At 29.4% G+C, this 13199-nt stretch carries 16 protein-coding genes; 8 read left to right on the top strand and 8 right to left on the bottom strand.

Annotated features, from left to right (window positions below; genetic code table 11):
* Nucleotides 1-7: 7 nt before the first annotated feature.
* Nucleotides 8-436 carry an OsmC family protein gene (locus V3V28_RS08925; protein ID WP_331364679.1) on the bottom strand — a complete coding sequence of 143 codons (429 nt, stop codon included), beginning with the start codon at nt 434-436 and terminating at the stop codon, nt 8-10.
* 153 nt (nt 437-589) lie between these two features.
* On the opposite strand from V3V28_RS08925, the gene V3V28_RS08920 reads away from it, so the two are divergent.
* Nucleotides 590-748 (top strand): hypothetical protein, encoded by a 159-nt coding sequence (locus V3V28_RS08920; RefSeq protein WP_331364678.1) that lies wholly within the window; start codon nt 590-592, stop codon nt 746-748.
* A 137-nt stretch (nt 749-885) separates the two neighbouring features.
* Nucleotides 886-1014, top strand: a complete 129-nt coding sequence (locus V3V28_RS08915; RefSeq protein ID WP_331364677.1) for a hypothetical protein — start codon at nt 886-888, stop codon at nt 1012-1014.
* Nucleotides 1015-1193: 179 nt separating this feature from the next.
* Here the strand turns inward: V3V28_RS08915 and V3V28_RS08910 are convergent, their stop codons facing one another.
* On the bottom strand, nt 1194-2204 hold the full coding sequence (locus tag V3V28_RS08910) for a dipeptide epimerase (RefSeq protein ID WP_331364676.1): 1011 nt from the start codon (nt 2202-2204) through the stop codon (nt 1194-1196).
* Nucleotides 2205-2267: 63 nt separating this feature from the next.
* Between V3V28_RS08910 and V3V28_RS08905 the strand changes: the two genes are divergently transcribed.
* Both V3V28_RS08905 and V3V28_RS08900 read left to right on the top strand, forming a co-directional pair.
* Entirely contained in the window at nt 2268-2870 is a 603-nt protein-coding gene (locus V3V28_RS08905) for a carboxymuconolactone decarboxylase family protein (protein WP_331364675.1), read from the top strand.
* 178 nt (nt 2871-3048) lie between these two features.
* Complete coding sequence (locus tag V3V28_RS08900) at nt 3049-4020, top strand: hypothetical protein (protein WP_331364674.1); 972 nt, start codon at nt 3049-3051, stop codon at nt 4018-4020.
* Here V3V28_RS08900 and V3V28_RS08895 read toward each other — a convergent pair.
* The 6 genes from V3V28_RS08895 to V3V28_RS08870 form a co-directional block, all read right to left on the bottom strand.
* On the bottom strand, nt 4009-5061 hold the full coding sequence (locus V3V28_RS08895; protein ID WP_331364673.1) for a M28 family peptidase: 1053 nt from the start codon (nt 5059-5061) through the stop codon (nt 4009-4011). The two genes, V3V28_RS08900 and V3V28_RS08895, sit on opposite strands and share 12 nt — an antisense overlap.
* Nucleotides 5034-5708, bottom strand: a complete 675-nt coding sequence (locus V3V28_RS08890) for a hypothetical protein (protein ID WP_331364672.1) — start codon at nt 5706-5708, stop codon at nt 5034-5036. The genes V3V28_RS08895 and V3V28_RS08890 overlap by 28 nt, the downstream gene beginning before the upstream one ends.
* 104 nt (nt 5709-5812) lie before the next feature.
* The gene (locus V3V28_RS08885; protein WP_331364671.1) at nt 5813-6046 is read right to left on the bottom strand and encodes a uracil-DNA glycosylase family protein; all 234 of its coding nucleotides are present in this window, start codon (nt 6044-6046) and stop codon (nt 5813-5815) included.
* Nucleotides 6047-6149: 103 nt separating this feature from the next.
* Nucleotides 6150-6821 (bottom strand): 16S rRNA (cytidine(1402)-2'-O)-methyltransferase, encoded by a 672-nt coding sequence (gene rsmI, locus V3V28_RS08880; protein WP_331364670.1) that lies wholly within the window; start codon nt 6819-6821, stop codon nt 6150-6152.
* Nucleotides 6822-6983: 162 nt separating this feature from the next.
* The gene (locus tag V3V28_RS08875) at nt 6984-7274 is read right to left on the bottom strand and encodes a GIY-YIG nuclease family protein (protein WP_331364669.1); all 291 of its coding nucleotides are present in this window, start codon (nt 7272-7274) and stop codon (nt 6984-6986) included.
* A gap of 142 nt (nt 7275-7416) precedes the next feature.
* Nucleotides 7417-7776, bottom strand: a complete 360-nt coding sequence (locus V3V28_RS08870) for a cupin domain-containing protein (RefSeq protein WP_331364668.1) — start codon at nt 7774-7776, stop codon at nt 7417-7419.
* A gap of 600 nt (nt 7777-8376) precedes the next feature.
* On the opposite strand from V3V28_RS08870, the gene aspS reads away from it, so the two are divergent.
* Genes aspS through V3V28_RS08850 form a run of 4 tightly spaced genes read left to right on the top strand, consistent with a single transcriptional unit; the run spans nt 8377 to nt 13193 of the window.
* Nucleotides 8377-10131, top strand: a complete 1755-nt coding sequence (gene aspS, locus V3V28_RS08865) for an aspartate--tRNA ligase (RefSeq protein WP_331364667.1) — start codon at nt 8377-8379, stop codon at nt 10129-10131.
* A 44-nt stretch (nt 10132-10175) separates the two neighbouring features.
* On the top strand, nt 10176-10688 hold the full coding sequence (locus V3V28_RS08860) for a GTP cyclohydrolase (protein ID WP_331364666.1): 513 nt from the start codon (nt 10176-10178) through the stop codon (nt 10686-10688).
* A gap of 21 nt (nt 10689-10709) precedes the next feature.
* The gene (locus V3V28_RS08855) at nt 10710-11417 is read left to right on the top strand and encodes a DUF6503 family protein (RefSeq protein WP_331364665.1); all 708 of its coding nucleotides are present in this window, start codon (nt 10710-10712) and stop codon (nt 11415-11417) included.
* On the top strand, nt 11418-13193 hold the full coding sequence (locus V3V28_RS08850; RefSeq protein WP_331364664.1) for a chloride channel protein: 1776 nt from the start codon (nt 11418-11420) through the stop codon (nt 13191-13193).
* Nucleotides 13194-13199: the final 6 nt, after the last annotated feature.

Here is a 13199-nt window from a genome sequence, read left to right as displayed (position 1 = left end):
TTCACTTTTAGATTTTATGCAAATGAATTTCTGTTTTTACATCTGCAAATTGACGAAACATTTCCATAACTCCACAATATTTTGTTACAGACAAGTTTACTGCTTTTTGTATCTTTTTTGGTTGTAATTCACTATCAGTAAAATGGTAATCAACCTTTACTTTATTGTAAAATTTTGGATGTTCTTCAGTTAATTCTGCAGTAATTTCAATTTTAAAGTCTTCAACTTCTGCATGCATTTTCTTTAATAAAGAAACAATGTCTAATGCAGAACAACCCGCTAAAGAAGATAGCATTAAAGCTTTAGGTCCATAACCAACTGTATCTTTATTTTCTTCATCTGCTGTAGAAAACATTGTTAATTTATGTCCACTTGGGTTGTCTGATTCAAATTGTTCTTTCTGTGTCCAAATTGTAGTTACTGTATTTGATGCCATATTTGATGATTTTATTTTCGTTTTTTAATAATGAAGTATTAAATTGTGCTGTTCATACAAAAATAAGAACAAGACTTTTAAGTTAGTGATTTAAAATGAATAAATATTAAATACATCCTTTTTTCAATCTTAGTATTGCTATCGTTTTTACACTTGCACTCACAGTCTGATAAACCACCTGTTTTAAGTGCTTCTGGTAGACAAGTTTTCTGCCCACAAACTGAAATTAATATTGTTACTGATTTCACAATTACAGATGAATATGATGTTAGATTAGATTCTTTTTTTATTCAGGATACCAAACAGGATTAGATTTATTAACATTATCAGAATTTTCTCTTGATGAAGAGTTTGGAAACTATATAAATATTGGTTTCTTCGAGAACATTCCAGCAAGGAAATACACATTATTTATAAAAGAGAAAATTGGTTGTGGTACAAAAGAACACATGTTTTCAAGATTAGAATACCCAAAATTCTTTACACCAAATAATGATGGTAAGAATGATGTATGGCATATAAAAGTATATGATAAAGATGAATTTACGATTTCAGATATTTTTTATTCGGAATATTAATATAGAAAATTGATTCCTTATATTCAGGTTGGAACGGAACTTATAACGGAAAAAAAAGACCACCAAGTAGTTATTGGTTTAGAGTAATTTTAACTGATAAAAATGGAGTTAAAATAGAAAAAATTGGGAGCGTTAGTTTAATTGCAAATAACTAAATTAAATTTCTTTTATTTGTATAGTTAAAGCAATGTTACACCAGTTCCATTTTTATCAGAATAAGAAATAATACCGTTATTTATTGTTATTCCTGTAGCAATATCTTTTTTTAATAATAGGCTTCCATCCATATCTACATAATCTAAAAGAGGTAATAAATGTGCAATTGCAGAAATACCTACAGTAGATTCTGTCATACAACCAACCATTGTTTTTAGACCTAATGATTTTGCTTTTTCTAGCATTCTTTTTCCAGGAGTAACACCGCCACATTTTGTCAGTTTTACATTTACACCATGAAATAAACCAAAACATTTTTCAACATCACTTTCTATAATACAGCTCTCATCTGCAATAATTGGCAATGTAGAATTGTTATATAATTTTTTAGCACCTTCAAAATCATTTGCTTTTAACGGTTGTTCTAAAAACTCTACACCTAACTTTTTTAGTTGATAAGAGTTTTCAATGGCTTCATCAACAGACCAACTACAATTTGCATCAATCCTAAAAATGGCATCTGTATGTTTTCTTAATTCTTTTACAATAGCAATGTCATCTTTAGTGCCTAATTTTATTTTATAAATTGGCCAAGGAAGTTCTTTCATTTTTGAAACCATTTTATTTATAGAATCAATTCCAATAGTATAATCTGTCATTGGGTTATTACTTATATCAAAACCCCAAACTTCATACAATTTTTTACTTTTTTTACGAGCATTTAAATCGTTAAAAGCCATATCTAAAGCACATAGAGCAAACATGTTTTTTTTAAAAAGAGGTGCTAATTTTTTCCAAAAGACGGCAGGTTTCTCATTAGACAAAGATTCTATAAACGGCAAGTTTTTTAGAATAATTTCGGTTGTATTTTCTACAGTAATATTATAATACAGATTAGAAGTTGCCTCCCCAAAACCCTTAAAATTACCATCGTTTAACTCAACAATTAGTGAAGGCTGAAAATCACGAGATTCTCTTGAAATAGTAAAAGTATGTTTTAATTCAAGATTATATGAATGTAGTATAATTTTCATTTTTTTAAAGTTATATTTATCGTAAAGTTATTAAATAAGAATTCTATAAAAAAATAAAAAAATATGGCATTAGTAACACCTTTAAATGCAGAACACGATATAGAAACAAAAGAATTAGCAACATTTTTTAATGAGACTTTGGGCTTTTGTCCTAATTCTGTTTTAACAATGCAACGTAGACCTGCAATTTCTAAAGCTTTTATCAACTTAAATAAAGCGGTAATGGCTAATGAAGGTCGGGTTACATCGGCATTAAAAAGAATGATTGCTTGGGTTTCAAGCAACGCAACTGGTTGCAGATATTGTCAGGCGCACGCAATTAGGGCGGCAGAACGTTATGGAGCAGAGCAAGAACAATTAGATAATATTTGGGAATACAAAACACATGCTGCATTTTCTGATGCTGAAAGAGCAGCTTTAGATTTTTCTTTAGCAGCTTCTATGGTGCCAAATGCGGTTGATGCTTCTATAAAAGAAGAACTATATAAATATTGGGATGAAGGTGAAATTGTAGAAATGTTAGGAGTAATTTCTCTTTTTGGCTACTTAAATAGATGGAATGATTCTATGGGAACTACTTTAGAGGAAGATGCAATTGATAGTGGAAATCAGTTCTTAGGAAAACACGGTTTTGAAGTTGGTAAACACGATGGGTCTAAATATTAAAATTAAAAACCTTTTCATTTTTATGAAAAGGTTTTATTAAAAAGTTATTTGTTCCCCCCGAATCAAATAATTTTATAGACACAAAAGTAATTGAAGGGTAAAGTTATGTTCTTGTGAATTTCGCAAAAAACATAATGTATTTTTGTAAATTTTAAGTAAATTTGTTTAAATCACAAAAATGGAGAAGGCAAAATTATTCGAATTAATAAAAGAAAAAATTCCTAAAAACATCTCTTTTATAGATGAAATTGCAGATGTTCTAGATATAAGTTACGACGCTTCTTATAGAAGAATTAAAGGAAAAACAGTTTTAACTTTAAAAGAAGGATTATCGCTTTCGAGCTATTTTAACATCAACCTAAATGATGTTTCAGTAGATAGAAAAAACCATCCAGAAAAAATAATTGTTGAAAAATCTCACAATTTAGTTTCAGACAATTTTTTACATACATTTTTTGATAAATCTAAAGAAGAAATCACAAAAATTATTAGTTCTAAAAACGGACAAATTTATAACTGTGTCAAAGATTTTCCTTTTTATCATGCAGACAATGGTAGTTTAAAAAAGTTTAGAATTTATTTATTCATTAATATGTTGAGTAAAGACCCTAATCTGAAGAAAATACCTTTTTCTAAATTTGAACCATCTTATGACATCATTGAAAAATATAATTTTTTTTTAAAACAATATGGAAATGTTTCTCTTGTAGAAATTTGGAATGATTCTACAATTGACAATATTATAAATCAGATTCAATACTTTTTTGATGTTGGCCTCACAACAAAAGAAGAAGCGTTATCTATAGCAGATGGATTAATAGATTCTTTAAAATTAATTGAAGAACAAGCAAAAAATAACAAGAGAATAGAGAGTAAAGAAAGCTTTCATTTGTACCAAAATAATCTAATTTCATTATTAAATACAATATTCATGAAATCGGATACTGAAAAAAAAGTATTTGTTCCTTTTACCAATTTAACGTATTTTAAAGTAATAGATAAGAATACAACAAACCAAATAGAACAACATTTAAAAACACAATTAGAGTTTTCTACAAATCTAACAGGTGAATCTTCTGTAGAAAGGAATAAATTCTTTAATTCTATGTATCAAAAAATTGAAAAAAGAAAGCTAAAATTAAATTTCTAGTTTTTTTATTATTGTTTTTGAAATTGAATCTATTAATTTTTTAGAGTTTTCAATTTCTTTATTTAGATTATTTTTATAAGAAACCATGTCTATAGTAGTTGTAAATGATTCTTGATACCAATTATTCCAAGCATTAATTATTAGGAGTTGAGTTTTTAGAGAATCACCTTTATTTAAAGCAATTTTACTTTGTTTTAATTCTTCATTTAAACGACTAACTGCTGCTTTTTCTAAATTAAATAATATAGATTTCGCGGTGTTTTCATCAGCATTTAAAAGTGTATACCCAGCAATTAAAGCTGTAGTTCCAACATTTTTTAAAGTAGTTTTTGAAACTTTATCTATTCTATCGTTATCTGTATGATAAAATTGATCTGTAAAGTGCCAAAACAAAACACTTGGTATATTTTCTCTTAAAAAAGGAACATGATCACTACCTCCTTCAAACGGGTTTGTACTCACTTTCCAATTTGCTCTTTTACCTTGTTTCTTAAATTTGTTAATTAAAAAATCATTTAAATAATGAGGTTTCATTTGACTCAATTTCATTTTAGAACCTCCCCATTCTGTATGTTTATCATTTCCACGGGTCCAAATTGCACTAGGATCTGGCATTTTCTCAATTAAGAAAATACCTCCAGTTTTCTCGGTATCTTCACCAACCATGTCTAAAGAAATTCCCCATTTTATATCTTTAGCTCTAATAGAATCTTCTTTTACATATCTTCTTGTAGATACAATTTCATCTCCCCATAAAAACGTTAATGTTCTTTTTGGTTGAAACTCTTTTTGTTGAATAAATTTTGCCGTTAAAGAAGCCATTTCTAGAGCAACACCAACACCCGTTGCATTGTCATTTGCACCAGGTTCTTGAATGTGTGCACTAAAAACCAAGCGTTCTTTAGGCTTTTCGTTTCCTTTAATATCTGCAATAATTGTTAGTTCTTCTGAAGGATAAATATTGGTTTCAACCTTAACATTTAAACTTACTTTTCCTTTTTCTAAAGATTTTTTCAAACGTTCTTTTGATTCAAAAGACATGGCAATTGCCCAAGGTTTGTGAATAGAATCATGTGGAATTGAACGAAACTGAATAGAAGTAGTATTCTTTTCTGGTTGTAAATAATTCCTGCAGCTTTTCCATCTACAATTGCAGCTTTATAAATTCTATACGGACTTGTTTCTGCAAAAACAATTTTCCCTTTTACATCAATTTTTGAAAGATTTTTAAAGTCTTTTATATGAATTACTTCAGCTGAAACTCCTTCTTTTGGAGTGCTGTAAGAATTTAATGCAATCATGTTTCTATTTGAAGAATGCGCTAAAAGTGGTTCTTTTTCATTATTTATGGTAATCATTGCATTAACAGATTCCCAAGTTGGTTTTTTAAGCGGACGTTTTTCAATTCGATAGGTTAGAATATCTTTTTCTGTTGCATTTTCTTCTAAAACATATCCTGCTTTTTCTAATTCTACAGCAATTCTAAAAACACTTTTATTAAAACCAGTGTTTCCAACAACACGCCAATATTTTTCTACAAAAGATGTAGTTTCAAAAGCTAAATCTCCTGTAAATTCTTTGTTTATAAAATCTTCATAGTTTTCTGATGATAACTTTACAGGTTTATCATCTTTACAATTGATAAAGAAAATTGAAATAAATAGAAAGGGAATTATTTTTTTTAACATAACTTCAGTTTTAGAGGTTATAAATGTAGTTTTTTTAATCTAAAAATGCTTCTTGATTTTTATCAAGGATTCACTTTAAATGTCATTTCTATGAAAACTGGAATCTAAATTATTACTAATACTCTTTTTTGTAATTCAGGAATTACATTTCTCTCAAACCAAGGGTTTTTAGTTAGCCAAAAACGGTTTCTTGGACTTGGATGAGGCATCACAAAATACTTTGGTAAGTTCTCTGGATAATTATCTTCTGTTTCTGTAAGTGTTCTTTTTGCAGTATCTTTTAAGTAATAATTCTGTGCATACATTCCTATTAAAATAATCATTTGAAGATTTGGCATTAAATCAAAAAAAATTTTGAATTTTCTTTCAAATAATAATATTGAAAAAAATAGTTCTCGACTGCGCTAGAACAGACAATTGTTACATTTTAAAATTGATACATTACTTCTTCCCTTCAACAATAACAACAATTTCACCTTTTGGGGGCTTGTTTGTATAATGTGCTAAAACTTCGGTTGCAGTTCCTCTAATCGTTTCTTCAAACATTTTTGTTAATTCTCTACTTACCGAAACCTGTCTGTCAGTTCCAAAATATTCAACAAAATGACCTAAAGTTTTAATTAATTTATGAGGAGATTCATAAAAAATCATAGTTCTGTTTTCTTCTGCTAATAATAAGAAACGCGTTTGTCTTCCTTTTTTGACAGGTAAAAAACCTTCAAAAACAAACTTATCATTTGGCAAACCAGAATTCACCAAAGCAGGTACAAAAGCAGTTGCGCCAGGCAAACAATCTACTTCAATATTATTTTCTACACATGCTCTGGTTAATAAAAAACCAGGATCTGAAATTGCAGGAGTTCCAGCATCAGAAATTAACGCGCAGGTTTCTCCGTTTTGTATTCTTTGTACAACACCTTTTACAGATTTATGCTCGTTATGCATATGATGACTGTGCATTTGCGTTTCAATCTCAAAGTGTTTTAACAGTTTTCCACTTGTACGTGTGTCTTCTGCTAAAATAAAATCGACTTCTTTTAGAATTCTAATTGCTCTAAAAGTCATGTCTTCTAAATTACCAATTGGTGTTGGCACTAAATATAATTTGCTCATTTGTTTGATTTCAAATTTTAAAAGTTCTCGGTACAATTTTTTCGTTCCTCAAAATAATTCGAAGTGACAGTGCCTGCTTACTCTTGTTTATGAATGATCACAAACTGTCACTTAGAGTAAAATTCTTTTTTAAAGAATTTTGTATCGAGAAGTTTTTTTTAATCACTTAAATCTCTTCTTTGCTAAATTAGGAAGTTTTTCATATTCATCAATTATTAAAGCTTCGTTTTTAGCTTTCGACCATTTTTTTATTTGTTTTTCTGTGTCAATTGCAAATCCTACTTCAGAAAATTCACAATAAAAAACCAATTCTAAAGGTCTTCTTTTGTATGTGTAACTTTCTATATGTTTTCCATGTTGATGTTCAAAAAAACGTTTTTCAAGATTTGACGTGAAACCAGTGTAATATGTTTTATCAGCACATTTTAAAATGTAAACATAATAGGTTTTCATAATTTTAATTTGTGTGTTCTCGATACAATTTCGATAAAAAATCGAAATCACTCGAACTGACAACACTTGTTACTAATGCTGATAAACATACAGCCTCTTCGAGCGAAATTCTTTTTTTAAGAATTTTTGTTTCGAGAAATTTTTAAATACTTTCATACGTTTCTACAGTAATATCTGCAACAACATCGCCAGTATGTTTTATAGAAAGTGGTTCAAATAATACAATATGTACTTCTTCTTTTGCAATTGGTTTGTGTTCTACTCCTTTTGGTACCACATAAAACTCGCCTTCATTTAAAGTTACTGTTTTATCTCTTAATTCAATTTCTAAAGAGCCTTTTATTACCATAAAAAGTTCATCTTCGTTATCGTGTTTATGAAAAACAAATTCACCTTTTAATTTTGCTAATAATATTTGTTGTCCGTTTAATTCGCCTATTTTCTTTGGTGACCATAAGTCTGAAAATAATTTAAATTTTTCTTTAATATTAATTACGCTCATAGAGACAAATTTACAAAGAATAAGACAGATTCTGCGTTACCGATTGCAGCATTTGTTTGAGCTCTTTTTTATTCTTTTTCTGAATAAAAAAAGCGAGTGCGAAAAGCGGGGCATTTCTGTTTAGAAATGAACGCCCAAAAGAGATAATATTAATCAAGTTATTTAACCTATTATCTTAAAATAAAAAATGTAATTTTATACACACCAAAATACAAATTATACTATGAAATTTTCAGGAAAAAAATATTGTCTTTTATCTCATTAGGGATGTTCATATATATCTTCATTTCAAATTCTGATATAAAACAACAACAAATGAAAATTGATTTGAATCTTGATTATAGTGGAATTGTTAAAAATAAGTTTATTGATAAATTCCAACGTAGTTCACCAGTCATTGTCTTAAAAAACTATACGTTCCAGAAAATATATATAAAAATATACAGATAAATGATTCAATTTCAAAATCTAAAAATAACTTACAATTAAAAATATTTAGAGATTCTCAAATAATAGAATTAACATATTAAACATATACTAAATTCTATCATTATAAAATGGATAAATTGTTTAATTTTGCGGTTCAATAAAAGAAAAGAAATGTATAGAAGTCATTCTTGTGGCGAGTTAAGAGCATCGCACATAAATACAGAAGTAACCTTGGCAGGTTGGGTACAGAAATCTCGTGATAAAGGTTTTATGATTTGGGTAGATTTACGTGATCGTTACGGAATTACGCAGTTGATGTTCGACGAAGATCGCACGCCAAAAGAAATGATGGAAAAAGCAAAATCTTTAGGGAGAGAGTTTGTAATACAAGTAACCGGAACCGTGATTGAAAGAGAATCTAAAAATTCTAAAATGGCAACTGGTAATGTGGAATTGTTGGTTTCTAAATTAGAAATTTTAAATGCTTCTATAACTCCGCCTTTTACAATTGAAGATGAAACAGATGGTGGTGAAGATATTAGAATGAAATACAGATATCTAGATATTAGAAGAAATCCTGTAAAAGACAGTTTAATTTTCCGTCATAAAGTAGCGATGGAAGTTAGAAAATACTTGTCTGACCAAGAATTTATTGAAGTTGAAACGCCTTATTTAATAAAATCTACGCCAGAAGGCGCAAGAGATTTTGTGGTGCCAAGTAGAATGAATGAAGGTCAGTTTTATGCTTTACCTCAATCTCCACAAACATTTAAACAACTTTTGATGGTTGGTGGAATGGATAAATATTTTCAGATTGTAAAATGTTTTAGAGATGAAGACTTACGTGCAGACAGACAACCAGAATTTACACAAATTGACTGTGAAATGGCGTTTGTGGAACAAGAAGATATTCTAAATATTTTTGAAGGATTAACGCGTCACTTGCTAAAAGAAGTGAATAATGTTGAGGTGGAGAAATTTCCTAGAATGTTATATGATGATGCAATGCGTTTGTATGGAAATGACAAACCAGATATCCGTTTTGGAATGGAGTTTGGCGAATTAAACGAAGTTACACAGCATAAAGATTTTGGTGTTTTTAACAGCGCTGAATTGGTTGTTGGTTTTGCTGTACCAGGAGGAAATAAATTTACAAGAAAAGAAATAGATAATATTATTAAATGGGTAAAACGTCCTCAAGTTGGCGCTTTAGGAATGATTTATTCTCGTGTAAACGAAGATGGAACTTTTAAATCTTCTGTAGATAAATTTTACGATCAAGAAGATTTAGCGAAATGGGCAGAAATTACAGGTGCAAAAACTGGTGATTTAGTGTGTGTTTTATCTGGTGATACAAATAAAGTAAGAGCACAGTTATCTGCTTTACGTATGGAATTAGCAGAACGTTTAGGCTTGAGAGATCCTAAAGTATTTGCACCTCTTTGGGTTATTGATTTCCCTTTATTAGAGTTGGATGAAGAAACTGGTCATTACCATGCAATGCATCACCCTTTTACATCTCCTAAACCTGGTCAAATGGAATTGTTAGATACAGATCCTGGAGCCGTAAAAGCAAATGCATACGATTTGGTTTTAAACGGAAATGAAATTGGTGGAGGTTCTATTAGAATTCACGATAAACAAATGCAAGCAACCATGTTGAAGCATTTAGGTTTTTCTGATGAAGATGCAAAAGCACAATTTGGTTTCTTAATGGATGCGTTTGAGTATGGTGCGCCTCCTCATGGTGGTTTGGCTTTCGGATTGGATAGGTTGGTTGCTATTTTAGGCGGACAAGAAACAATTAGAGATTTTATTGCGTTTCCGAAAAATAATTCTGGACGTGATGTAATGATTGACGCGCCTGCTTTTATAGACGATGATCAATTAAAAGAATTAAGCTTGAAATTAAACATTCAAGAATAAAAATTAAAAATCCCGCTTTTGCGGGATTTTTTAATACCATAAAGATGATTGTAAAATTAGCAGAAACAAACATTAAAACAAAGTTTGGCGAATTCAAAGAGACATTGTTTTATAACGGACAAAAAGAATCTCATGCTTTGGTAATGGGAAATGTTGAAGGCGAAGAAGATGTTTTATGTAGAGTTCATTCTTCTTGTATTTTTGCGCATCATTTTAATAGTATAGAATGTGATTGTAGAGAACAAATGGAAATTTCTCAAAAGTTAATTCAGAAAGCAGGAAAAGGAATTGTTATTTGGTTAGAGCAAGAAGGAAAAGGAAATGGTCATTTTGCTTTGATAAAAAGCATTGAACATAAGAAAAAAGGTGTTCCGCAAGCTGAAGCTTATGAAAAAGTAGGTTTTAAAAAAGATGCAAGAGATTTTACAATTACGTCAGAGATTTTAACTGTTTTAAAAGTGAAATCTGTAAAAATGTTAACCAACAATCCTAATAAAGTCGAAACATTAATAAAACACGGAATTATAGTTACAGGAATTCAACGAACTGAATTATAGAAAATTGACTACTTTTAAATTATGAAAAACCTAACCACACTTTTAATCCTTTTTACATCAATAATTTCATTTTCTCAAAATATTACTGGAGATGAATTGTTAGAAAAAGCAATAAAATTTCACGACCCAAATGGAAATTGGGAAACCTTTAAAGGTGAACTTTTTGTGACTATGGAAACACCAAAACGTTCTCCTAGAAAAAGTAAAATAAATATAAATTTACCAGAACAATATTTTTCTGTAATTGCAAAAAGAGATACAATTATTACTGAACATGCAGTTCATAAAATAGATTGTAGTGTTGTAATTAACGGAAATACAAATCCGTCTGAAGAATTAAAAAAGAAATACAGCTTAAATTGTGAACGCGCAAATATGTATAAGAATTATTATACTTATTTGTATGGTTTGCCAATGAAATTGAAAGATAATGGCACAATTATCAATCAAAAAGTAGAAAAGAAAACTTTTAAAGGAAAAAAGTATTTAGTATTAAAAGTAAACTATTCTGCAGCAATTGGTAAAGATACTTGGTGTTTTTATTTCGATCCAAAAACGTATGCAATGGAAGTGTATCAGTTTTTTAAAGAAGCAAAAGATAGCGGAGAATACATTTTATTAACAGGTTTAGAGACCATTAATGAGATAAAAATGCCAAAAAATAGAGCCTGGTATTATAACAAAGACAATGGTTATTTAGGAACTGATATTTTGTCAGCAAAAAAGTAAATGCCAGCAAAATACAAAATACTAAAAAAGGTTTTAATTTGGAGATATAAATATATCTCCGAAAGACAATTTATTTATGTTCTAAGTATTCTAGTAGGTTTTTTAGCCGGTTTAGGAACCTTCATATTAAAAGATTTAACTTTTATAATTCAAGAATTACTAGAAGGTAAATTTATTGAAGATTATCATTATTCACTCTATTTTATTTTTCCGGTTATTGGTTTGTTTTTAGTGTATTCTATTAAGAAATTTGTCTTAAAAAAAGAAATCGGACACGGAATTTCCACAACATTACATTCCATCTCAAAAAGAAACGGAATTATAGAACGTTATAAGATTATTGCCTCTTTAATTACTGCGCCTTTAACTGTTGGTTTTGGTGGTTCCGCAGGTTTACAAGGTCCTGCTGTAAGTACAGGTGCCGCATTGGGATCTAATGTAGCACAGTTATTTCATATGAATGCAAAAACTAGAATGTTATTAATTGGTTGTGCAACAGCAGGAGCAATGTCTTCTATGTTTCAAGCACCAATTGCAGCCATTATTTTTGCAGTAGAAATTTTTAGTTTAGATTTGGCTTTTGCAAGTTTAGTGCCGTTATTATTAGCTTCTGTTTCTGCAGTGATGACTTCTTATTTATTTGTTGGAACAGATGTTTTGTTCGGTTTTAAATTGGTAGATGTTTTTCAAATGGAAGACATTCCATTTTATATAATTTTAGCATTTTTAACAGGTATTGCTTCAGTGTATTTCTCTAAAATGTATTTCGCAATTACTCGTTTTTTCGAACGTTTTAAAAGTCCGTTTAAAAAACTACTAATTGGTGGTTTCGCAATCGGAATTATGCTCTATTTAATTCCGCCTTTGTATGGTGAAGGTTATGGATTAATCAATAATTTATTAACAGGAGACACAGCAACAGCGTTAAAAGATATTCCTTATAATATCGATTTAAACAATGTGTATATGGTTGTTTTTATGCTGTTAATTATTGCAGTTTTTAAAGCAATTGCAATGACAACAACTTTTGCAGCAGGTGGAGTTGGAGGAATTTTTATTCCAACAATTTTTATGGGATCTGCATTGGGTAATGCAATTGCAAAAATTATAAATCAGTTTGGTTTTAATGTTTCAGAATCTAATTTTACATTAATAGGAATGACAGGGTTAATGGCAGGAGTTTTACATGCGCCATTAACTGCAATTTTCTTAATTGCAGAAATTACAGGAGGTTACGAGCTTTTTGTGCCTTTAATGTTAGTTGCAGCAATCAGTTTTGCATTTACAAAATACTTTATTTCAAATTCAATTTACACGGTAGAATTGGCGAAAAGAGGCGAATTAATAACACATAATAAAGACAAAAATGTGTTAATGATGATGCAAATTGATAAGCTAATAGAAACCAATTTTAAAGCTATTACACCAGAAATGACTTTTGGTGAAATGCTAAAAAAATCTGTTGCAAAATCAAAAAGAAATATTTTCCCTGTTTTAGATGAAGAAAAACGTTTTTTAGGCATTGTTTTGTTGGATGATATTCGCCCAATGATGTTCGATCAAACGCAGTATGAAATTATTTTTGTGTCAGATTTCATGAAATCTGCGCCAGAAATAATTTTCCATAATGATTCTGTAGAACAAGTGATGCAGAAATTTAAAGATAGCAACGCTTGGAATTTACCAGTTGTAAAAAATGAAAAGTATGTAGGCTTTATTTCAAAATCGAAGTTGCTAACTGCTTATCGAAATAAGTTAATTGAGGTTACTTCTTAAAAAGTT

The organism is Polaribacter sp., from assembly GCF_036480315.1.
Classification (GTDB): domain Bacteria; phylum Bacteroidota; class Bacteroidia; order Flavobacteriales; family Flavobacteriaceae; genus Polaribacter.
Note: the sequence above shows the minus strand (reverse complement) of the source record. Positions and strands in the feature narration are given on the sequence as shown.